This window comes from bacterium (assembly GCA_021372515.1).
Classification (GTDB): Bacteria; Gemmatimonadota; Glassbacteria; order GWA2-58-10; family GWA2-58-10; genus JAJFUG01.
In genome coordinates this window covers 1-22183 of sequence record JAJFUG010000215.1, presented here as the reverse complement: position 1 = coordinate 22183, position 22183 = coordinate 1, and the positions used below count along the sequence as shown (strand labels likewise).

The 22183-nt window shown below is 62.9% G+C and carries 25 protein-coding genes and 1 pseudogene; all 26 read left to right on the top strand.

Going from position 1 to position 22183, the window contains the following annotated elements; all coding sequences use genetic code 11:
- On the top strand, positions 1-450 hold a 450-nt coding region (locus LLH00_19400), incomplete at its 5' end, for a UDP-N-acetyl-D-glucosamine dehydrogenase (GenBank protein ID MCE5273449.1).
- A gap of 32 nt (positions 451-482) precedes the next feature.
- Positions 483-1178 (top strand): MotA/TolQ/ExbB proton channel family protein, encoded by a 696-nt coding sequence (locus LLH00_19395; protein ID MCE5273448.1) that lies wholly within the window; start codon positions 483-485, stop codon positions 1176-1178.
- Between the two features lie 75 nt (positions 1179-1253).
- Positions 1254-1682, top strand: coding sequence for a biopolymer transporter ExbD (locus LLH00_19390; protein MCE5273447.1), 429 nt, complete (start codon positions 1254-1256; stop codon positions 1680-1682).
- A 52-nt stretch (positions 1683-1734) separates the two neighbouring features.
- Complete coding sequence (locus tag LLH00_19385) at positions 1735-2358, top strand: TonB family protein (GenBank protein ID MCE5273446.1); 624 nt, start codon at positions 1735-1737, stop codon at positions 2356-2358.
- Between the two features lie 35 nt (positions 2359-2393).
- Positions 2394-3725, top strand: a complete 1332-nt coding sequence (locus LLH00_19380; GenBank protein ID MCE5273445.1) for a hypothetical protein — start codon at positions 2394-2396, stop codon at positions 3723-3725.
- 252 nt (positions 3726-3977) lie between these two features.
- Positions 3978-4472: an OmpA family protein gene (locus tag LLH00_19375; protein MCE5273444.1), complete on the top strand. Its 495-nt coding sequence runs from the start codon at positions 3978-3980 to the stop codon at positions 4470-4472.
- 233 nt (positions 4473-4705) lie between these two features.
- Positions 4706-5470, top strand: a complete 765-nt coding sequence (ybgF, locus tag LLH00_19370) for a tol-pal system protein YbgF (GenBank protein MCE5273443.1) — start codon at positions 4706-4708, stop codon at positions 5468-5470.
- 4 nt (positions 5471-5474) lie between these two features.
- Positions 5475-5942, top strand: a complete 468-nt coding sequence (gene nrdR, locus LLH00_19365; GenBank protein ID MCE5273442.1) for a transcriptional regulator NrdR — start codon at positions 5475-5477, stop codon at positions 5940-5942.
- Between the two features lie 12 nt (positions 5943-5954).
- Positions 5955-7283 carry an electron transport complex subunit RsxC gene (gene rsxC / locus LLH00_19360; protein ID MCE5273441.1) on the top strand — a complete coding sequence of 443 codons (1329 nt, stop codon included), beginning with the start codon at positions 5955-5957 and terminating at the stop codon, positions 7281-7283.
- A gap of 125 nt (positions 7284-7408) precedes the next feature.
- On the top strand, positions 7409-8470 hold the full coding sequence (locus LLH00_19355; protein MCE5273440.1) for an RnfABCDGE type electron transport complex subunit D: 1062 nt from the start codon (positions 7409-7411) through the stop codon (positions 8468-8470).
- A 2-nt stretch (positions 8471-8472) separates the two neighbouring features.
- Positions 8473-9042, top strand: coding sequence for an FMN-binding protein (locus LLH00_19350; protein MCE5273439.1), 570 nt, complete (start codon positions 8473-8475; stop codon positions 9040-9042).
- A gap of 18 nt (positions 9043-9060) precedes the next feature.
- On the top strand, positions 9061-9663 hold the full coding sequence (locus tag LLH00_19345) for an electron transport complex subunit E (protein ID MCE5273438.1): 603 nt from the start codon (positions 9061-9063) through the stop codon (positions 9661-9663).
- On the top strand, positions 9663-10250 hold the full coding sequence (locus LLH00_19340; GenBank protein MCE5273437.1) for an RnfABCDGE type electron transport complex subunit A: 588 nt from the start codon (positions 9663-9665) through the stop codon (positions 10248-10250). Before LLH00_19345 ends, LLH00_19340 begins: the two co-directional genes overlap by 1 nt.
- 13 nt (positions 10251-10263) lie before the next feature.
- A complete protein-coding gene (locus LLH00_19335) occupies positions 10264-10536 on the top strand; it encodes a DUF1844 domain-containing protein (GenBank protein MCE5273436.1) in 273 nt (90 codons plus the stop codon).
- A 273-nt stretch (positions 10537-10809) separates the two neighbouring features.
- Entirely contained in the window at positions 10810-11922 is a 1113-nt protein-coding gene (locus LLH00_19330; GenBank protein ID MCE5273435.1) for a DNRLRE domain-containing protein, read from the top strand.
- Between the two features lie 16 nt (positions 11923-11938).
- The gene (locus LLH00_19325; GenBank protein MCE5273434.1) at positions 11939-13153 is read left to right on the top strand and encodes a hypothetical protein; all 1215 of its coding nucleotides are present in this window, start codon (positions 11939-11941) and stop codon (positions 13151-13153) included.
- Positions 13154-13325: 172 nt separating this feature from the next.
- Positions 13326-13754 (top strand): 50S ribosomal protein L13, encoded by a 429-nt coding sequence (gene rplM / locus LLH00_19320; GenBank protein MCE5273433.1) that lies wholly within the window; start codon positions 13326-13328, stop codon positions 13752-13754.
- Positions 13755-13815: 61 nt separating this feature from the next.
- Entirely contained in the window at positions 13816-14202 is a 387-nt protein-coding gene (gene rpsI, locus LLH00_19315; protein ID MCE5273432.1) for a 30S ribosomal protein S9, read from the top strand.
- A 108-nt stretch (positions 14203-14310) separates the two neighbouring features.
- Positions 14311-15039 (top strand): annotated as a pseudogene (rpsB, locus tag LLH00_19310) (30S ribosomal protein S2).
- Between the two features lie 257 nt (positions 15040-15296).
- Positions 15297-15890, top strand: a complete 594-nt coding sequence (gene tsf, locus LLH00_19305; protein MCE5273431.1) for a translation elongation factor Ts — start codon at positions 15297-15299, stop codon at positions 15888-15890.
- 83 nt (positions 15891-15973) lie between these two features.
- Entirely contained in the window at positions 15974-16702 is a 729-nt protein-coding gene (gene pyrH / locus LLH00_19300; protein MCE5273430.1) for a UMP kinase, read from the top strand.
- On the top strand, positions 16699-17256 hold the full coding sequence (gene frr, locus LLH00_19295; protein ID MCE5273429.1) for a ribosome recycling factor: 558 nt from the start codon (positions 16699-16701) through the stop codon (positions 17254-17256). Before pyrH ends, frr begins: the two co-directional genes overlap by 4 nt.
- A 163-nt stretch (positions 17257-17419) precedes the next feature.
- A complete protein-coding gene (locus LLH00_19290; protein ID MCE5273428.1) occupies positions 17420-18184 on the top strand; it encodes an isoprenyl transferase in 765 nt (254 codons plus the stop codon).
- Positions 18185-18236: 52 nt separating this feature from the next.
- Entirely contained in the window at positions 18237-19061 is an 825-nt protein-coding gene (locus tag LLH00_19285) for a phosphatidate cytidylyltransferase (protein MCE5273427.1), read from the top strand.
- A gap of 114 nt (positions 19062-19175) precedes the next feature.
- Positions 19176-20318 (top strand): 1-deoxy-D-xylulose-5-phosphate reductoisomerase, encoded by a 1143-nt coding sequence (gene dxr, locus LLH00_19280; protein MCE5273426.1) that lies wholly within the window; start codon positions 19176-19178, stop codon positions 20316-20318.
- Between the two features lie 117 nt (positions 20319-20435).
- Positions 20436-21842 carry an RIP metalloprotease RseP gene (rseP, locus tag LLH00_19275; protein ID MCE5273425.1) on the top strand — a complete coding sequence of 469 codons (1407 nt, stop codon included), beginning with the start codon at positions 20436-20438 and terminating at the stop codon, positions 21840-21842.
- The last annotated feature ends 341 nt before the right edge of the window (positions 21843-22183 follow it).

Genomic DNA, 22183 nt, shown 5'->3' with positions numbered 1-22183 from the left:
CTCAACTACTACGCCCGTTTCATCGAGCTGGCCGGAGAGATCAACTCCAAGATGCCGGATTATGTAGTTGAGCTGGTCACCGGGGCGCTCAACCAGATGGAAAAGAGTGTCAAGGGCGCGAAGATCCTGGTCCTGGGCGTAGCCTACAAGAAAGATATCGACGACTTGCGTGAGAGCCCGGCGCTGGATGTGATCAAGCTGCTGCAGCGCAAGGGGGCCGCGGTCTGTTTCACCGACCCGTTCGTGCAGGAGTTCGCCATGAACGGCAAGCCGCTGGTGAGCCAGGAGCTCACCGCCAAGCTGGTCGCCGCGGTCGACTGCGTGGTGGTCACCACCGACCACAGCGGCTTCGACTATCCGATGGTGCTGAAGAATGCGCGCTCGATAGTGGACACCCGCAACGCTTTCGGTTCGCGCGGCCTGGTGTCGGAGAAGATAGTGAAATTGTGACCGGAGAAAGCAGAGACAGAAAGGGCTGAGCCTTGAGAAAAGATTTGCTGGACAAGATTATTCACGCCAGTTGGGAAGCGCAGCTCATACTGATCACACTGGCGATCTTCTCCGTAGTCAGTTGGGCGATAATGGGTTCTAAGTTCAGGTTGCTTCGCCGTGCAATTGCCGAGATCGACATGTTCATGGAGAGGTTCCGCAAGGCGCGCGACCTGGAACAGATCCAGGAGGCGGCCCGCGACATGGATGTCTCTCCCATCGGGATCATGGTCAGCACCGCCGTGCGCGAGGTGCACCAGCTGCGCAAGCTGATCGCCGCCCGCGCTGCGGACAGCGGTCTGGGGTTCGATCCCACGGTGATGATGCGCGACAACCTGCTGATGTCGATGGAGCGTGTCATTTCGGACCGCGCCGCCGAGTTGCGCAAGTATATCGTCTTCCTGGCCACCTGCACCACGATCAGCCCTTTCCTCGGCCTGCTGGGCACGGTCTGGGGCATCATGATCTCCTTCCTGGACATTGCGACCAAGGGCTCGGCCAACATCGCGGTGGTCGCCCCCGGCATCGCGGACGCCCTGACTACCACAGTGGCCGGCCTGTTTGTGGCTATTCCGGCGGTCGTGGGCTACAACTACCTGAACAGCCGGGTGAAAATGATCGTGGAGCGCTGCAACAATTTCGCGCTCGAACTGGCCGGGATTATCTACAAGAGCAGCCTGAACCTCTGAGTTGACGCCGCCCCTCCCGGGGCGCTCTGAATACACGCGGCGGCTGCATCGTCCAACCGCTGTAGGGAGGAAAGCTTGTCCAGGTTCATCAAGCGTGAGAACGAGGACGGGATGATGGATCAGATCAACATCACCTCCCTCGTCGATGTCACCATGACCCTGCTGATCGTGTTCATGATCTCGACCCCGCTGTTCCAGGGCGGGATCGAGGTGGTGCTGCCCAAAACGCAAGTTGCGCAGTCGTTCACCTTTACCGGGCTGGTGGTCACCCTGAGCAAGGACAAGGGCATCTACCTCAACGATGAGGCCGTGCCCGAGGAGCAGCTTGCCGACAAGCTGGCCCAGTACTATGCCAGCAGCAAGACCAAGGCGGTCTACCTGCGGGCGGATGAGGACATCGCCTACCGCAAGGTGACCCTGATCCTGGGGCTGATCAAACAGGCCGGGTTCGAATCTCTTGGCCTCGTGGCCGAACCCTCTGTGCTGCCGCCCTCCGGACGCTGAAACAGGCTCGCCCGTGGCGCACGCCCGGCCGCGGTCGATGAAAGGATGCTTTTTGCGCAAGGCGATTCTGACCTCGGCTTTCATCCATCTGGCCCTGGTGGCCGCCGTGATGGTGGCGGGCTGGCGCAGGACCACCTATATCTCCCTGCCTTCGGTCTATCAGGTGCAGCTCATCGCCATGCCGGATGTGCAGGCCGCTCCACCGGAGGATGTGGTGGAGCAGGTGGAGGCGGAAACGATACCGCCTCCGCCGGAGGAGAAAAAGCGCCTCAAGCCCAAGCCCAAGAAAGAAAAGCCCACGCCGCAGAAACAGACGCAGCAGTCGACCATCCAGGGCAAGAACCTGTCCCAGGTCGACCCGGGCCTGAGCGGCATGCGCTCGGATGAGGTGTTCGAGTACCCGTACTACCTGCGTATCATGGTGGACAAGATCAGCCGCAACTGGATCAACCCCTACAGCGGCCGCGAGGAGTCGGTGGTGGCCACGATCTATTTCCGGGTGGGGGGGGACGGCACGATCAGCGACGCACGGGTGGAGACGAGCAGCGGAGTGGCCAGTTTCGACCGGGCCGCCCTGCGCGCCGTATTCAGCTCCAACCCGCTGCCTCCGCTGCCGGCCGATTACAGCGAACCGCAGCTCACGGTGCATCTGGATTTCGAATACAAACCCCAGTGAGAGACAAGAGCAAGGGACAGGCCATTGTGAAAAGGATGATCGCGCTCGTTCTGCTTACCTTCGCCGCTCTGCCGCTAATGGCCCAGGCGCCACCCGGCCAGCTGCCCTCGGGCGAAGTCCGCACCCGCATCACGACCAGCCAGATACGGCGCTACAAGATAGTGGTCGCGCCGCTGCCGGTCGCCGACCCGACCATGCCCGACATCCACGCCCAGGCCCAGGAACTGCGGGAGGTGGTGCTGGCCGACCTGGATTTCTCGCTGCGCTTCGACCTGGTCAACCGCAACGTGGATGAGCTGACCTTTGCCGCGCTCAGCTCGGACAAGGGCAGCGTGGACTACGCCGGCTGGAAAGGCACCGGCTCGGACTATCTGGTGGCCGGCTCGTTCCTGATGGTGGGGGGCAAGCCCTCGGCCGAGATACGGGTCTACGACCTGTCCCTGGGGGATTTGGTATTCCTGAAGAACTACGAGCTCGACCTGGAGCATATCCGCAAGGTGGCGCACCGCATCTCGGACGACATCGTGCTGAACATCACCGGCGAGCGCGGGGTGGCCGGCACGCATATCGCCTTTATCAGCCAGACCGCCAAGCGGGCCAAGGACATTTACATCGCGGATTACGACGGGTACAACGTGGTGCGGCTGACCTCCGACAGCACTCTGGCCAAGAGCCCCACCTGGAGCCCGGACGGCGACCAGATCGCCTATACGAATCTGCGGGACGGGGACGCCGATATCTACGTGGTGAACGTGGCCACCCGGCGCGCCAAGGTGCTCTACGCGGCCAAGGGCGTGGACCAGGCCCCGGACTGGTGCAAGCGCAACGGCTTCATGGCCTTTTCCAGCAGCGCCACCGGCAACCAGGAGATTTACTACCTTCCGCCGGGCGAGCACAAGCCCCGCCGTCTGACCTATAGCTTCGCCATGGATTTCGAGCCGAGCTGGTCGCCCAACGGCGAGGAACTGGCCTTTGCCAGCACGCGCGCGGGCAACCCGCACATTTTTATCATGGGCGCCGACGGCCTCAACGTGCGCCGCCTGACTTTCGAAAGCCGCAACACCACCCCGCGCTGGCGGCCCCTGCCGTTCGGCGACAAGGTGGTGCTGACCACCGAGGTGGGCCTGTTCCAGATCGCCATCATCGACACCAACGGCGACAATTTCATCCAACTCACCACGGACGGCGAAAACCGGGATGCCTGTTGGAGCCCGGACGGTCTGCATATTATATTCTGTTCAGACCGCCGCGGCGGTCGTGGCAATTTCGAGCTTTTCGTCATGGACTGGGACGGGCGCAACCAGCATCCGCTGAATGCGCGGTTCCGCGACGGCAGCGCGCCAGCCTGGTCGCCTTTCGCCGAATGAGCCCCGGACGCGGGTCTGGGAGGGGCGCTGCCCCGGATTGGCGGGATTTGTCGACCTTTTACTCTTGACAAAAGAGGGCTTTGGTGTAATAATCTTACTGATTTGATTGCACTTCAAGGTAGTTATCCGTCCGGGTACACCACGGATACGTTATTTCTGAAGTTCTGGAAAGCAGAATTTTCAGTTGGTCCAACTCATTGCCGGGGGTGATTCGTGAGTAGAAAGATGTTAGTGTCCACACTCGCAGCTCTTATGTTCGCTCTGGTTCTCGGTTGCCACAAGAAAGAAGTCGCTCCGCCGCCTCCGCCTCCCGCTCCGCCCGTTGTCGAGAAGGCCCCTGAGCCGGCCAAGCAGGATGACTCCGAGATGCTGGCCCGTCAGCGCCGCGAGCGCCTGACCAAGGCCGCCGAGCAGATCGCGGCCAAGATAGTCTATTTCGATTTCGACAAGAGCAACATCAAGCCGGAGTATCAGTCGGTTCTGACCGAGATCGCCGGGATCCTGAAGGACAACAGTGAGCTGACCCTGCTCGTCTCGGGCTACTGCGATGAGCGCGGCACCGAGGCCTACAACCTGGCCCTCGGCGAGCGCCGTGCCACCTCCGCCCAGGAATTCCTGGTCAACGCCGGTGTGGCGGCCAGCCGCATCACCGTCAAGAGCTGGGGCGAGGAAAATCCGGTCGCCGACTGCCACAACGAGTCCTGCTGGTCCAAGAACCGCCGGGACGAGTTCAAGGCTGAGTTCTAAGATAGAGAGAATGTCGGACGGATGCGTGCCGGCATCAGTGTGAATTTTAGCGACTCGGCGGTAACGCGTGATCTGCACGGACGGGGGGCCGCTTGTATCGATCCCCGCGGTTCTTACGACACCGTTGAGGAATACCTGAGTGGGCGCCGATATATTCACCGGCGCCCACTTGTTTAATACGCCCATTCGGGGCCGCAGGCCCGCGCTGGAAAGTCACCGAGCCGGGAGGGGCAATGATGGCAGTTTGCGGGAAAAGCAGCCTGGCCGCGATTCTGGTTCTGGCAGTGCTGGCCGTGGCCGGTTGCGGCGGGGCCAAGTCGAGCGATCTGCAAATCCTGCGTTCCGAGGTGTTCGGCCTGCGCCAGGACCAGCGCCAGCTCAAAAGCCAGATCGCCCTGCTGGACAGCCTGGTCAATCAGCGCGTGGAGACGCTCGACCGTTTCCAGGCCGGCTACCGCAGCGACACCGGGCAACTTGAAGAGCAGATGTCCACCCTCCAGCAGAGAATTTCCGACACAGAGCAGCGGCTTCTGCGTTTACAGTCCGAGTTCCAGGCGCGCGCCGTCTCGGGGCAGAGCGTCCCCGCTGCAGGCGGTAGTGCAACCGCCACCCCTGCCACCCAGAACGCGGCTGATCCCAATCAGCTCTACGAACTTGCCTACAAGGATTTCACCGCCAGCAACTACCAGATGGCTATCGAGGGTTTCCGGGATTTTCTGGCCCGCTATCCTGATATCCCGCTGGCGGCGAATGCGAACCTCTACATCGGGAACAGCTTCCGGGCGCTGAAAAAGTACGACGAAGCGATCAAGGCCTACCGCCAGATCGTGGACCGTTTCCCCGATTCCCAGCTCGTCCCGGACGCGCTCTACCGGATCGGTGACTGTTATATCAGCATGGGGCAGAAAGCGCGCGGAGAAACGTTCCTGCAGACAGTGGTCCAGAAATACCCGGACTCCGATGCAGCCCAGATGGCTCGCGCCAGGTTGAATCCCTGAACCTATGAAATGTCCGTTCTGCAACTATGAGGACAGCCGGGTGGTCGACTCCCGCGCAGTGAAGGATGGGTCCATAATCCGCCGCCGCCGCGAGTGTTTCGAGTGCAAGCGCCGCTTCACCACCTACGAGTACATTGAGAGCATCCCGCTGATGGTGGTCAAGAGTGACGGGCGGCGGGAGCCCTACAGCGCCGAAAAGTTGAAGATGGGCCTTATCACCGCCTGCAAGAAACGTCCGGTGCGCATGGATGACATCGACCGGCTGATTCACCAGGTGGAAAAGGCCATCGACCGTTTGAATGTCAGTGAGGTGCCGAGCAAGGTCCTGGGCGAGGAAGTGATCAAGCAGCTCAAGAAGCTCGACCCGGTGGCCTATGTGCGTTTCGCCTCGGTCTATTACCGTTTCGAGGCGGTTTCGGAGTTCGAGAAACAGATCCGGGAACTGGGTCCGGAAAGAGTCAATCCGGAGTGACAGGAAGGTCAGATGGTTAAGCTCGCCACGTTCCGCGGGGGGGTCCATCCTCCCGAGTTCAAAGACGCCACCAAAGATAAAAAGATTGAGCCGGTCGCGCTGCCCTCGAAAGTGGTGCTGCCCTTGCAGCAGCACATCGGAGCGCCGCTGGAGCTGGCCGTGGCCAGCGGGGATGCGGTCAAGGTCGGCACGCTGGTGGCCCGTGCGACCGGGTTCGTGAGCATCCCGTTGCACAGCCCGGTTTCGGGCACAGTCAAGTCGGTCGGCGAGGCTCTGCACCCGAGCGGGGTCAGTATGCAGGCCGTGGTGATCGAGTCGGACGGCCAGGACGAGTGGGAACCCGGGCTGCTCACCCGCCGCGACCCGGAAAGCCTGGGTGTGGACGAGATCAAGAAGATCATCCGCGACGCCGGCATCGTAGGTCTGGGCGGCGCGGCTTTCCCCACGCATGTCAAACTCTCTCCTCCCGCCGACCGTAAGATCGACGTTTTCATCCTCAACGGCGCAGAGTGCGAGCCCTACCTCACCACCGACTACCGTCAGATGCTCGAGCGCAGCGCCGACCTGGTGGCCGGAGTGGGGATTATCGCCCGCGTGCTTGGCTGCGCGAAAGTGTACCTCGCCGTGGAGAGCAACAAACCCGAGGCCCTGGCCGCCGTTGCCGGGCAGGCCAAGGGGCGCGAGGGCTGGCAGGTGGTCACGCTCCAGACCAAGTACCCGCAGGGCGGTGAGAAACAGCTTATCGAGGCCATTGCCGGCCGCCAGGTCCCCTCGGGCAAGCTGCCGATGGACGTGGGCTGCGTGGTGCAGAACGTCTCCACAGTGCTTTCGGTGTTCGACGCCGTGACCACGGGACGCCCGCTGATCGAGAAAGTGGTCACCGTGACCGGCGGCGCCGCGCTGAACCCCGGCAACTACAGCGTGCGGGTGGGGATGCTGATCAGCGAGCTGCTGGAGAAAACGGGCGGGGTGGCCGAGAACCTGGGCAAGGCGGTGATGGGCGGGCCGATGATGGGCGTGGCCCTGCCGAACCTGGAGGTGCCGGTGCTCAAGGGGACCAACGGTCTGCTGCTGATACCCGAGCCGGTGCCGGAAAGCCTTCACCGCGCCTGCATCCGTTGCGGCGGCTGCGTGGATGCCTGTCCGATCCACCTGTTGCCCTGCGACCTGGCCCTTCTGGCCGAGAACGAGCGCTGGGACCGTTGCCGTGAGCTTAACGTGAAGGACTGCATCGAGTGCGGCTCGTGCAGCTTCACCTGCCCGGCCGGACGGAACCTGGTGCAGCTTATCCGCTACGGCAAGTTTACGGTGATGAGCCAGGACCGGGCGGCCAAGAAATAAATCCCGCCTCCGGGCGAGGCGCTGTCCGCTGACAGCGGTGGCTCCGGGGCAGTGTTAACCGTTTCAATTCGCAATCGAACGGAATTTTCCGGGAGAAGTCTGTCCAAGAGCGGCAAGGTGACCTGATGAGTGAATTTCTGAAAGTCTCGAGCTCTCCACATTTCTACACCGGCGAATCGGTGCCCTCGATCATGAAAGGGGTGCTGATCTCGCTGGCTCCGGCCACGCTGGGGGCGGTGTATTTCTTCGGCTGGCACGCCGCGATGCTGATCGTGCTGAGCATCGGCTCCGCGGTGGCGGCCGAGGCGCTCTGCCAGCGCCTACGCAAGGTGCCACGCTCGATCGATGACTATTCGGCAGTGGTGACCGGTCTGCTGCTGGCGTTCAACCTTCCGGCCAACGCGCCCTGGTGGTTGGCGGTCCTGGGCGGCGTTTTCGCCATCGTGGTGGCCAAGGAAGTGTTCGGCGGCATCGGCTTCAACGTCTGGAACCCGGCCCTGGCGGCGCGGGCGTTCCTGCTGGCCTCGTTCCCCACAATCATGATTTCCAGTCCCGACTACCCGGTCCCGCGTGGCGGCACGCTGAGCGGCCTGACCCTGGATGGTGTCACCCAGGCCACCCCGCTGCAGCTGATCAAGAACACGGTGGCCCCCATCCTGCAGAATCCCTCGGCTTTCAGCCCGCGGGAGGTGCAGAACGCCCATGCGGTCCTGGCCCAGACCGGCCAGTGGGAGTTCTACCGGAACCTTCTGCTGGGCAACATGGGCGGCGTGCTGGGCGAGACCTCGGCGATTCTGCTGCTGATCGGTGCGGTCTACCTGTTCGTCCGCAAGTACATCGACTGGCGGGTGCCGCTGGGCTACATCGGCACCGTGGCGCTGGCCGCCTGGGTGTTCGCCGGGCCCGAGGGCTATTTCACAGGCAACCCGCTGCTGCACGTGCTGAGCGGCGGGCTGATCCTGGGCGCCTTTTTCATGGCCACGGACATGGTGACGAGCCCGGTGACCCGCAAGGGTAAATGGGTGTTCGCCGTGGGCTGCGGGCTTCTGACCGTGCTGATCCGGGTCAAGGGCGGCTACCCCGAAGGTGTCTCCTACGCCATCCTGCTGATGAATACGGCTACGCCGCTGATCGACGCCTACACCCGTCCGCGGGTCTACGGCGCGGAAGCCGCGGGAGGTAAGTGAAATTGCGTGAGATATTGAAAATGGCGGTGATCCTGGCTTTCATCTCGGTGGTTGCCGCCTCGGCCTTGTCCAATGTCTACCTGGTCACCCGCGACAAGATCGCTGCGGTGGAGGCCTCGCGCGAGGCCGAGGCCCGTCGGGCCTCCCTGCCCGGGGCAGGCTGGTTCGAGAAAGACTCCAGCGCGGCGCTGCTCTACTACCGGGCCTACTCCGACAGTGTCAGCCGTCAGCTTATCGGCTACGTGGTTCCGGCCGAGGGACACGGCTACTCCAGCGACATCCGCACCATGGTCGGGTTGGACACGCTGCTGCAACTGACCGGGATCAAAATCGCCGCGCAGCAGGAGACCCCGGGCCTGGGCACACGGGTGGAGGAAGTCAAGAGCGGAGCGAAGACCCCCTGGTTCCAGGACCAGTTCAAGGGTAAATCCATCGAGCAACTGCAAGTGGTCAGGGGCAAGGACCCCAGCCGCATCGAGGCCATCACCGGCGCGACAATCAGTTCGCGGGCGGTCACCCGCTCGGTCCGTGAGGCCATGGAAAAATTGCAGTCGAAAATCAAGCAACCCTGATCGTAGAAGGAGTCGAGCGTGTCATACTGGAAAACGTTCAGCCGGGGGTTGTGGGAGGAAGTGCCGATTTTCCGGCTGCTGCTCGGGCTGTGTCCCACCCTGGCGACGAGCACGTCCGTAGTCAACGGAGTGGGCATGGGGCTGGCCGCCACCACGGTGCTGGTCGGCTCCAACGTGGTGGTATCGCTGGTGCGCAAGGGCATTCCGGGCAAGATCCGCCTGCCGGCCTACATCGTCATCATCGCCAGCTTCGTCACCATAGTCGACCTTCTGATGCACGGCTACACCCCGGCCCTGCACAAGGCCCTGGGCATTTTTATCCCGCTGATCGTAGTCAACTGCATCATCCTGGGCCGCGCCGAGGCGTTCGCCGGCAAGAACGGGGTGGTGCACTCGTTCCTGGACGGTCTTGGCATGGGCCTGGGGTTCACCGTGGTGCTGTGCGTGATCGGGTCGGTGCGCGAGATACTGGGCGCCGGCACGTTCGCCGGCATACCGGTCACCCCGGCTTCCTACAAGCCGATCCTGCTGTTTATCCTGCCTCCGGGCGGATTCATCGCCCTGGGCCTGATGTTGGCGGGTTTCAACTATTTTGAATCGCGGAAGGGGGCGGGTGAATAATGGATTTCGGCCGCCTGTTCGTAATCACCATCAGCACCATTTTCATCAACAACTTCGTCCTGTCGCGCTTTCTGGGTCTCTGCCCGTTCTTCGGGGTGAGCCGCAAGATGTCGAGTGCGGTGGGCATGGGCCTGGCGGTGATCTTCGTCATGGCCATGACCGCGTTTGTCACCTGGCCGATCTACTACCTGGTGCTGGTCCCGTACGATATCACCTACCTGAGCACGATCGTGTTCATTCTGGTGATCGCGGCCCTGGTGCAGTTTGTCGAAATCGTGCTGGCCAAGACCGCCCAGTCGCTGTACCAGGCACTGGGGATTTACCTGCCGCTCATCACCACCAATTGCTGCGTGCTGGGCGTGGCCGTGCTGAACATCAACGACAAGCTGAATTTTGTCGAGGCCCTGGTCCAAGGCACCACGGCCGGGATGGGATTCACCGTGGCCCTGCTGCTGATGGCCGGAATCCGTGAGCGGATCGAGCTGGCCCGCGTGCCCTCGATCCTGCGCGGCATTCCGATCGCGCTGATCTGCGCCGGCCTGATGTCTATCGCTTTCCTCGGGTTTGCCGGTTTCAACCTCAAGTAAGAGGGAGGAACAAATGGCGGATGACAGTGTAGCATCCAATGGGCTGGCCAATTTCATCACTCTGGTGCTGATGCTCAGTTCCAGCGCCGGAGGCTACCTCGAGGCCGCCCTCGACCCGGAGAAGACCGGAGACAAGCAGCAGAACCTGGAGCTGGCCCGGATGGTCATCGACCTTCTGGGCGTGCTGCAGGACAAGACCCGCGGCAACCTTGACGAGGATGAGAAAAAGGCCCTGGAAACCGCTCTGACCCAGCTCAGGCTGCAGTATGTGCGGCTTTCCTCTTAAAAGTATAAGGGTTGCTTAATCGTCCCGTTTGAGTTAGTTTTATCCACTGGCCGCCCCCAGGATGCAATTTTCGCCGCGCGCGGAAGGCGTATCGCACGATGGATGGGCGGCCCTGTTTTTCCGCTGACCGGCCCTGAAACCCAAGACCACGGCAACCCGAGACTGAGAACAATAGTGAAGCGAAATCTGACCAGGACACTGCTGCTCACCGCTTTGGCCGTCCTCATGGCCGGTCTGACCGCTTGCGCCACAAAATCCGATAATGACAAGGGCATGCTCCTCGTCCCCGGCGGGATGCAGGGCTCCGACCCGATCCGCACCGAAATCCATCGGGCCCTCGAGATACGGACCGTCGAGGGCGGTACAGTGGCCAAGGGCAGCCAGACCACGATTCTGGCCGGCCACCGCCGTCAGTACGAGTTGCGCACTGTGCTCAGTTTCCGCACCGCGCTGCCCTCGACCATCCAGGTGCAGTCCGCGCGCCTCCAGCTTTTCGTGATCCGCACCCGCGGCACTCTGCCGCTTAATATCGCGATCCACCTGCTGAACAAGGATTTCGAGGAAACCGAGGTCACCTACGACCAGGCGGCGGATGGCGCCCCCTGGAGCACTCCGGGGGGCGACTACGCGGCCGCACCCCTGGGGCAGGCTCCGTTCAACGGTGCGGCCTACGACACGATCTCGGTTGGCCTGGACGTGGTTCAACTCCGTTCCTGGCTCCCGGGCCGCGAGAACCTGTCGCTGGAGGTGATCACCTACGGGTCGGATGACACGATGGTCGAGTTCCTGGCCCGCGAGGGCTATCCCGACAGCCCGACCGCCTCGCGCCTGGAGGTGGTCTACACCGAGTCCGGCTCCAGCGACCAACTCCTGCTGGACCGCCGTGCTTTCATGGATGCGACCATCGTGAAGTTCGAGGGCGCGAACGATCCCGGCAACCTGATGATCTCGGCCCTGCCCGCGCGTCAACTGTTCTTCCGCTACGATTTCTCGGGCATCCCGGCCAATTCCACAATCAACCAGGCCAGCATCCACCTGAGCATGGCCCGGTCCGCGTTCGTGGACAGTTTCGTGGTCGGCACCTACCTGCGCACCGACCTGGGTTTCGTGCCCTCGGACGCCGCGGCCCTGGGTTACGGCATCGTGATCGGCGAGAGAGACACCTCGCTGGTGATGGATGTGACCAGCGCTGTGCAGAAAGCGGTGCGCGAGGGCGGCGGAAGCAGCAACTACGTGGTGCTGGCCAGCCTGGCCAACGCCACCACCGCCGGTTTCGCCGAAATATACCCGCCCACGGTGGCGGACAGCACGAAGCAGCCGTATTTCTCCGTGATCTATTCCGACCTGCCGGCCTACGCCGGCCCGGGTTCTCAGTCGCAGCCATAAAGAATTGGGGCGGATGATGCGTGGTGCGTTCAAAGGTTTGGTGCTTGCGGCCGGGATGGCCCTGCTCGCGGGCGGATCATCCGTCCTGCACGCCGATTCGATGCTGGGCGCGGCGCATCTGGGTATTCCAGTCAGCGGGGCGGACGCCCGCGGACGCGCCCTGGGCGGGGCCACCACGGCCCTGAACGGTGAGGATTTTTCGTTCAGCAACCCGGCCCGGCTGGTCAATTTCTGGCGCTCCGGGGTCAACGGCACGTTCTCGCAGGACTACATCACGCTGAAAACGCCCCAGGGCTCGACCAACCTGCGCGCCACCGAGTACCTGTCGCTCAACACTGTCTTTCCGGCCTACAAGAAATTCGTCGTGAGCTGGGGGCTGTACCAGGACCGCGATCTGGCCTGGAAAGTCTCGGACAGCAAGGCTTACGATTTCCTGAGCTCGGGCTCGGCGACCCGCACGTTCTCCACCACCGGCAGCTTCTATGTCAGCCGTATCGGTGTGGCGCGCACGGTGTCCAAGTATCTGGCCGTGGGTGTGGCCGCCGACTGGCTGATCGGGGTGGCGGATCACGAGCGGCGGATCGCATTCGACAACAGCCTGCTGGTCAACGATATCGACCAGTTCAAGTACCACTATTCCTGCGTGCGTCCGACTTTCGGCCTTCTGGGCGCCTACAAGGATCTGAATGTGGGCTTGAGTTACACGCTGTCCAAGAGCGCGCACGTGTCCAAGGAAGTCAAGACCAACGGCGGAGTGAGCCTCAAGGAATCGCTGGAGCAGGACCTGGCCTCCTCGTGGCGTCTGGGCGGAACCTACCGTGTGCTGCCGCGGCTGCTGGTCTGCGCCGATTACGAGAGGCAGAGCTGGGCCGGGATCGCGGTTATGAGCGACTCCTGGGTGCAGTCGGTGGACCAGTCGCGCTGGGGCCTTGGGGTGGAGTTGCAGCCCTCCTCGGCGGAGTCGCCCCACCTGTACCGCCGTCTGCCCTGGCGTGTCGGTTATTCGCGCACGGTCTACCCGTTCGAGCTGGGCGGCAACGCGGTGCACGAGAGCATCTTCGCTTTCGGCACCGGGATGTACATGAGCAAAAACGCCGCTCTTCTGGACCTGGCTTTCGAGATCGGCAAGCGCAGCGTGGAGGGCTCGGGCTATCCCGAGGAGAGTGTAATGCGTTTCGTGGTTTCGGTTTCCGCCTTCGAACGCTGGGTCTCCCGTCCAAAAAGAAAGTAACATCAGTCCGCGCAGTTTGTTAGAAATCTGTTGACAAGGCCCGGAAGGGCTGTTAATTTTAGAAATCTCTATTGGAGAAATTCGACGATCCGGCCCGCGAAAGCCGCGGCCAGCCGGATTTATTGTACTCATACGTGGTTGGCTGGAAAGATTCATTCCGGTTGGAGTTTTCATGCAGACTTATTCGATTAAAAAAGGTGAGATCGAGAAGAAGTGGTTGGTGGTGGACGCCACGAACATGGTTCTGGGCCGTCTGGCCAGTGTGGTGGCGCAGCGTCTGCGGGGCAAGAACAAGCCCGTTTTCACCCCGCATCTGGACACGGGTGACTTTGTTATCGTGGTCAATGCCGACAAGGTTCGCCTGACCGGCCGCAAGATCGAGTACAAAACCTATTTCCGCCATTCGGGTTATCCCGGCGGCGCCCGGCTGACCGACCTGAGCAAGCTGATCAAGGACAAGCCGGAGAGGGTGATCGAACACGCGGTCCGGGGTATGCTCCCGCACAACCGTCTCGGTCGCAGTCAGCTCAAGAAGCTTAAGGTCTACCGCGGGGAAAAGCATCCCCATCAGGCCCAGAAACCGGAACCGCTGGCGATTTGAGTCTTCCGCCCGGACGGCGCCGGGGGAGACCTGACAGGAGGAAGTTAATTTGGACAAGGATCTGAACGTTTTTCACGCCATCGGGCGTCGCAAGACCAGCGTGGCCCGGGTGTACCTGAAAAGGGGCAAGGGCGAGTGGAGTGTCAACGGCCGTGCCCTGTCCACTTATTTCACCCGCACCACCCATGTGCAGATCTGTGAGCAGCCGCTGGCCGCCATCGAGGCCATGGGTAATTACGATGTGCAGGTGAACGTGGACGGTGGCGGGCTGACCGGACAGGCTGGAGCGATCAGCCTGGCCCTGGCGCGCGCCCTGGTGCAGGTGGATGAGAACAACCGTTCTCTGCTGCGCAAGCTCGGCCTGCTCACCCGTGACCCCCGGATGGTCGAACGCAAGAAATACGGTCACCCGAAGGCCCGCAAGCGCTTCCAGTTCTCGAAACGTTAACCCTTATCGGCTGCCCGGCGGCAATCTGCCGGGGGCATGCAAGTTAAGCCCGGCCCTGTCGCCGCGGCTGCACAGTAATTCAGGAATCCGGAAGGAGATAAGTCAAAGATGGCTTTGCCGAGCATTCAGGACCTGCTGGAAGCGGGAGTACATTTCGGACACCAGACGCGGCGCTGGAACCCCAAGATGAAGAAATTCATCTTCACCGAGCGCAACGGGATTCACATTATCGACCTGAAAAAGACCCACGACCAGCTCACCGACGCCGTGTCCCGGGTGGAGAAAATCGCCAGCAAGGGTGGCTCTGTCCTGTTTGTCGGCACGAAGAAACAGGTGCGTGACGTTATCCGCGAGGAAGCCGAGCGTTGTGGCATGCATTATGTCAACGAGCGCTGGCTCGGCGGCATGATGACCAACTTCCAGACGATCAAGAAAAATATCCGCCGCCTGCGCGAGCTGGAGCGGATGAAGGACGAGGGCGAGTTCGAGTTGCGCACCAAGAAAGAGGCGCTCTCGCTCGACCGTGAGCTGATCAAGCTCAAGAAGACCCTGGAAGGCATCAAGTCCATGAGCGACATCCCCGCGGTCATATACATCGTGGATGCCCAGAAAGAGAAGATCGCGGTGGCCGAGGCCAACAAGCTGGGCGTGCCGCTGATCGCCCTGCTGGACACCAACGGCGATCCCGATCTGGCCACCGTGCCGATCCCCGGCAACGATGACGCCATCCGGTCGGTCAAGCTGATCACGCAGGCCGTCGCCGACGCGGTGATGGACGGCCGGGCCAAGATCGTGGAAAAGCCCAGCGACCAGCGGGAGAGGGAAGAGGAAGAAGCCCGCCGTAAAGCCGAGGCGGAAGAGGCCGAGGAAGTGGATCGTGAGTCCCGCCGCGGTGGCTCGGGTCGTCCGCGCCGTCGCCCGCGCAAGAAGAAGGGCGCTGAGGACGGTGGCGGGGCCGGCGAGTAAGGGGCCGGAAAGCTTAAATGCAAATTGAGCCGCGCGTTGCGCGGCTGGATACCGGCCATGGAGAGAATGCTCTTGATGGCCGGTAGTTTTGTCTACCACTGAATTAGTCAGACTCAACGGGAGAAACAATGGAAATAACCGCCGCCTCCATCCAGGCTCTGCGTAAGGCCACCGGCGCCGGAATGATGGATTGCAAGCGCGCCATGGAAGAAGCCGCCGGGGATGCCGACAAGGCCACCGAAATCCTGCGCAAGAAAGGCATCATGCGCGCCGCCAAGCGTCAGGACCGCGAAACCCGCGAGGGCCGCGTCTATTCCTACATCCACATGGGCGGTAAGATCGGCGTGCTGGTGGAGGTCAACTGCGAGACCGATTTCGTGGCCCGCACCGAGGATTTTGCGGCTCTGTGCAAGGACATCTCCATGCACATCGCCGCCTCCAGCCCGGACGTGGTCGACCGCACGGTGCTGCCCACCGACCAGCTGGATAAGGAAAAGGAAATCTACCGCGCCCAGGCCAGTGAGTCTGGCAAACCCGAGGCTGTCCTGGACAAGATCGTCGAGGGCCGGGTAGAGAAGTATTACCAGGAGGTCTGCCTGATCGATCAGCCTTTCGTGAAAAACCCCGAAGTGAGTGTCGGCGAGATGATAAAGAACGCCGCAGCCAAGTTCGGCGAGCACATTCAGGTGCGCCGTTTCGCCCGCTTCGAGCTGGGACGCTGATCTCCACCTGACCTTCCCACACGGTACGGAGTCCCGCCCCTAAGCGGGACTCCGTAATCCTTTCACACGAAACGGCCGCGCCTATGGATCCCTCGCATTTACGCTACAACCGAATCCTGCTCAAATTGAGCGGAGAATCACTGGCCGGCGAGCAGGGCCACGGTATTTCCTCCACTGCTCTGGATACGCTTCTCGAAGATGTCTGCAAGGTGCACGACCTGGGGGTGCAGCTCGGTCTGGTGATCGGCGGCGGCAATATCGTGCGCGGCACCACCTCCTCCAAGCTGGGGATCGACCGGGTCTCGGCCGATTACATGGGCATGCTGGCCACGGTGATCAACGCCCTGGCCGTGCAGAACATGCTGGAGAGCCGTGGCCTCGAGACCCGCGTGATGACCGCGATCCGCATGGAGCAGCTCGCCGAGCCCTACATCCGCCGTCGCGCCATCCGCCACTTCGAAAAAGGCCGGGTGGTGATATTCGCCGGCGGCACCGGCAACCCCTATTTCTCGACCGACACCGCCGCCGTGCTCCGGGCCATCGAGACCGAGAGCCAGGTCATCATCAAGGCGACCAAGGTGGACGGTATCTTCACCGCCGACCCGATCACGGACAAGGACGCCCGGTTCATCCCCCGTATCTCGTACCTTGAGGTCCTCAACCAGCATCTCCGGGTGATGGACACCACCGCTATTACACTGTGCATGGACAACAAGCTTCCGATCCTGGTTTTCAACATGAAGCAAAAGGATGCTCTTCCAAGAATCATGGCCGGAGACAGCATCGGCTCAATCGTGGAGGCGACATCATGAAGGACAAGATAATCTCCGAAACACGGGACAAGATGCAACGCGCGGTGGACGGGATTCGTCACGAGTTTTCAAGCCTCCGCACGGGCAAGGCCGCTCCGGCCCTGCTCGAGAGCATCCAGGTGGAGGCCTACGGCGCCCGGATGCCGATCAGCCAGCTCGGCACGGTGTCCGCGCCAGAGCCGCGCCTGCTGGTGGTGCAGCCCTGGGACAAGACCATGGTCGGCGCGATCCAGAAAGCCATCCTCGCCTCCGACCTGGGGCTTACGCCCGGCAGCGACGGCAACGTGATCCGCGTGCCGATACCCGCGCTCACCGAGGAGCGGCGCAAGGACCTGGTCAAGTTCGCGCACAAGATCGCCGAGACCGGCCGGGTCTCGATCCGTCACCACCGCAAGGAAGCCAACGACGAGCTGAAAAAGCAGGAGAAGGACAAGGTCCTCTCCGAGGATGTCGTGCGCCGCGCGGAGGCGGAGGTGCAGAAGCTGACCGATGATTTCATCGAGAAGCTCGAAGCCGTGCTCAAGGCCAAGGAAGCCGAGATCATGGAGGTCTGATTCGGCCCTGGCAGGCTTTGCTTCACCCGTACCCCGGTCCGGCCCGGACCGGGGTATTTTTATGCGTGGTGGCCTGTGGAATTAATATTGCCCCGGCCGCGATATGTTCTTAATTTAACAGGATGATAGGACTGTAAAAGACACGAACGTCGAATGGTTGACGATGAACGAAACCGAGCTTAAACAGGAAATACTGTCCAACGGCAACATTCCCGCGCACGTGGCGATCATCATGGATGGCAACGGCCGCTGGGCGCAGATGCGCGGCCGTCCGCGTGTCTTCGGCCACCGTCGTGGCATGCAGGCGGTGCGGGCCGTGGTGGAGGCCAGCCGGGAGCTGGGGGTGAAAGTGCTCACCCTCTACGCTTTCAGCGAGGAGAACTGGAAGCGTCCCGAGGCCGAGATCAAGGCCCTGATGATGATCCTGCGCAACTACATCCGTCGGGAGCGGCGCGAGCTGCGCGACAACGGCATCCGGGTGGGTTGTATCGGACGCTGGGAGAAAATCGAGCCAACCAGCCGCAAGGCGATCCAGGAGGCCATCGAGTTCACCGCCGGGCAGGACCGGATGCTGCTCAATCTGGCGATCAGCTACGGCAGCCGCAGCGAGATACTGGACGCCACGCGCCGGCTTTGCGCCGAGGCCGCCGCCGGCCGGCTCGACCCGGAGAGCGTGGATGAGGCCCTGTTCGCCGACCGCCTCTACACCGCCGGACTGCCCGACCCCGACCTGCTCATCCGCACCAGCGGCGAGATGCGAATCAGCAATTTTCTGCTCTGGCAGATTGCCTACACTGAATTCTACATTTCACAGATCCTCTGGCCCGATTTCAGTAAAGCCGATTTCTACGAGGCCGTGGCCGCGTTCCAGAAACGGGAGCGGCGTTTCGGCATGGTCAAGGGGACTACCGGGGGGAACGGGGTTTGAGACGGGGAACGCTTCTCTCAGACCGGCCCACCCCCGCTCGGGGGTGGGTGCGTTGAATTTCCTTCTGCGTAGTCTTGTCGCCCTGGTGGGCGTGCCTCTGGTCTATTTCCTCACTCGTTTCGGTTCCTGGCCTCTGGCCCTTTTCCTGTCGCTCTGCTCCTGGCTTGGCGCGTCCGAGTTCTACTTCATGGCCCGCAGTAAGCAGCTTGATGCGCTCGACCGCGCGGGCGTGCTCCTGGCCGCGGCACTGCCGTTGGCGCTCTGGCTGCTGCTCTCCGGGCCGTTACCTGCGGCTGGGACGGTGGTCCTGGCCGCACCCTGCGTGCTGCTGCTCCTGGCCGGACTGGCCCTGCGGCTGGGAGTGGAGGGCTCTCTGGTGCGGGTTTCGCTCAGCGTGTTCGGGGCGCTCTACACCGGGGGGCTGTTTTCGCTCCAGCTCCTTCTGCGGCACACTTCGGATGCGGCGGATGGTCTGGGTTTCCGCTGGCTGTTCCTGGCCTACCTGCTCACCTGGAGCGTGGATGTGGGCAGCTACCTGGCCGGGCGGGCTTTCGGCCGTCACAAGCTGGCCCCGGCGATCAGCCCGGGCAAGACAGTCGAGGGCGCGGTCGGCGGGATTATCGCCTCGGCCGGGATGGCCCTGGGGGCCGGAGCCCACGTAATGGGGCTGTTCGGCGCCGGGCACGCCCTGGCGCTGGGGCTGCTGTTCGCCGTGGTCGCCCCGCTGGGCGACCTGGTGGAGTCGGCGTTCAAGCGCGACTGCGGAGTGAAAGACTCCTCTAACCTGATCCCAGGGCATGGCGGGGTGCTCGACCGCTTCGACAGCCTGCTGTTCACCGTGCCGCTGGCCCTGGTCTACCGGGCGCTGTTTTTCTGAGGCCCGGTGCGCAGGGTCGGGGAGATAAAAAGTAAGTCAAGCACGGCCTGTGCGGAGGGAGCCATTTCCGCCCGGGCCTCGGGATGAAACGGATCAAACCACGGATTGACGAATATGCCGAAGAAAGTCTGCCTGCTGGGCGCCACCGGCTCAATCGGGGTGAACTGCCTGAAAGTGATCGCCGCCCTGGAGGGCCAGTTCGAGGTGGTCTCCATGGCCGCGCGCCGCAACGTGAAAGCCCTTCTCGAGGCCGCCCGCGCGGCCGGGGTGCGGCGGGTCTGTGTTTCCGACCCGGAGGCCCTGCGGGGTGTGCCGCCCGGGAGCCTGGCCGGGTTCGAGCTGCACACCGGGGATGCCGCCCTGGTGGATTTCGCCGCGGACAGCCAGGCGGATATCGTGGTCAACGCCCTGGTCGGGGCGGCGGGCCTGCCGCCCTCGGTGGCGGCGCTCAAGGCGGGCAAGCGCCTGGCCCTGGCCAACAAGGAAAGCCTGGTCATGGCCGGGGCGCACCTGATGCGCCTGGCCGCGGAGACGCCGGGCGCGGGGATTGTCCCGGTGGACAGCGAGCACAGCGCCATTTTCCAGCTCCTGGAGTCGCACGGCCAGGCCTTGGAGCGGATCGTGATCACCGCCAGCGGCGGACCGTTCCGCGGCTGCACGCGCGAGGAACTGGAGCGCAAGACCTACTCCGACGCTCTGCGTCACCCCACCTGGTCCATGGGGCCCAAGATCACGGTCGATTCGGCCAGCCTGGCCAACAAGGGCCTCGAGGTGATCGAGGCGCATTTCCTGTTCGGACTGGGCTACGAGGCCATCGACGTGCTGGTGCACCCGCAGTCCATAGTCCACGGCATGTCGGTGTACGGGGACGGCGCCGTGCTGGCGCACATGGGCGTGCCCGACATGCGTATCCCGATCCAGTACGCCCTGACCTGGCCCACCCGGCAGTGCGGCCCCCTGGCCAAGCCCGATTTCCCGGCCCTGGGTTGCCTGACTTTCGAGCGGGTGGACAGCCGGAATTTCCCCTGCCTGGAACTGGCCTACGCCGCCGGACGACAGGGTGGGGTGGCCACCGCGGTGTTCAATGCCGCAAATGAGGCGGCGGTGTCCGCTTTCAGCCGGGGCGCGATCGGGTTCATGGACATCCCGCGGCTGATCGAGAAGACCCTCGCCGCGGCTCCGGGCACGTCCGAACCCTCGCTGGAGACGATCCTGGAGGCCGACCGCTGGGCCCGCGAGTACGCGGCATCGCTGTGAGCGCCAGGTCGGCTTGGATTTTGCATCCGGAAAAGAGTATAATTTAGTAGATTATTTTTCGGGCCGTAGTACCGGGCCCGCGTGATGAGTGGAAAGATCAAAAGAAGAGAGAGTCCGATGCTGGTTACGATACTTGTCACCGTGTTCGTGCTGGGGATCTGCATCTTTGTCCACGAGCTGGGCCATTTCCTGGCGGCCAAGGCCGTGGGCGTGCAGGTGCTGCGCTTCTCCATCGGCCTGGGCAAGCCCCTCCTGGCCGTGCGCCGCGGCGAGACCGAGTACGCCCTGAGCGCCATCCCGTTCGGCGGCTATGTCAAGATGACTGGGGAGGACCCGGTGGAGGCCCTGGAGGGCGCGGCAGAGGACGAGAAGCAGCTCGAGGAGGAGACCGGGATCACCATCGACCCGGCGCGGCGTTTCAGCGCCAAGAGCCTTCCCGCCCGTGTCCTGGTCATCGTGGCCGGCCCGCTGATGAACATGGTCCTGGCCGCGGTCATCTATATCTGCACCCTGTATTTTTCGGGCGCCCAGACCTACGGCACCACGGTCATCGCCGAGATCGCAAACCCCTCCTCCCTGCCCGGGCTGGAACAGATCGAGCCGTTCAGCCGGGTGACACGGGTGGATGGTAAAGAGGTGACCAACTGGAACGAGCTGATGGAGGCCATCGACGGGTCGAAAGGCCCGGCGGTGAAATTCGACCTGGAGAGCCCCGCCGGAGGGACAGACTATTCGGCCTCGGTCAGCACTCCGGCCGACAGCCTGCGCGGGCGGCTTGCGTCAGCGCTCCAGCCGATGATCGAGCCGGAGGTGGGCGGCACCGTGCCGGGTAAGCCGGCGGCCGCGGCCGGCCTGCAGCGTGGGGACCGGATCGTCAGCATTGACGGGGTCCCGGTGAAAAGCTGGCAGGAGATGACCCGCATCATCCACAACAGCCCCGGCGTGACGCTGAGCATCGAGGTGCGGCGCGAGGGCGAGGCCCAGCCGCTGAGCTACAGCATCACCCCCGAAAAGAGCCGTCTGCCCGGAGGCGAGGGCGACCAGCTTAAGGAGGTCGGGCTGATCGGCATCCGTCCCCCCTCGCCCGGGGTGCGAATCGACATGACCCTGGGACGGGCCGTGGTCGGCGGGGCCAGCAACACGGCTTACGCCACGGTCTACATCGTACGCAGCCTGACCGGGTTGGTGGGCGGCCTGGTCCGCCGCGAGATACCGGTGCGCGAGGCGCGTGATTTCCTGGGCGGGCCGGTGATCATCGGCCAGATGGCTGGCGAGTCGGCCCGCTCCGGCGAGCTGTGGGCCTTCATCGCCATCCTGAGCATCAACCTCGGCCTGCTGAACCTTCTGCCCATCCCGGTGCTGGATGGCGGCCACCTGCTGTTCCTGGCCATCGAGGCCGTACGTTTCGGCCGTCCGCTGTCGGCCAAGCAGCGCATGCGGCTGATCCAGGTGGGGCTGGTGATCGTGCTGGCGCTGATGGTGTTCGCCACGGCCAACGACATCGGCCGGGTGCTGGGGCTGTAGGCGATAGGAAGAGGACAGAGCAACAACGATTGTATAGGGGCACACCCACCGTGCGGTGTGCCCCTTTTCTTTGTCGTGGCTCACGTGAGGCTGCAAAGACGGATAGTGGAAAAGGGGAAGAGGATGGATTGAATCCCCCGCACCCCAGCAATGTCCGGTTAGGAACTTGCAGTGAGAAGCCGAAAGACCCTTTTCTGCTTTTTCGGCCAAAGCAGCAAAGCCAGCGGGGGCCGCTTGCCTCGTCCCAACCGCGACACTATTTCTGACTATAGTGTTCGCAAAGCATCGATTCCGCTCCCGCGTTGCAGCGGCGGCGCTGCCGCGAATCGCCGCCGGACAGT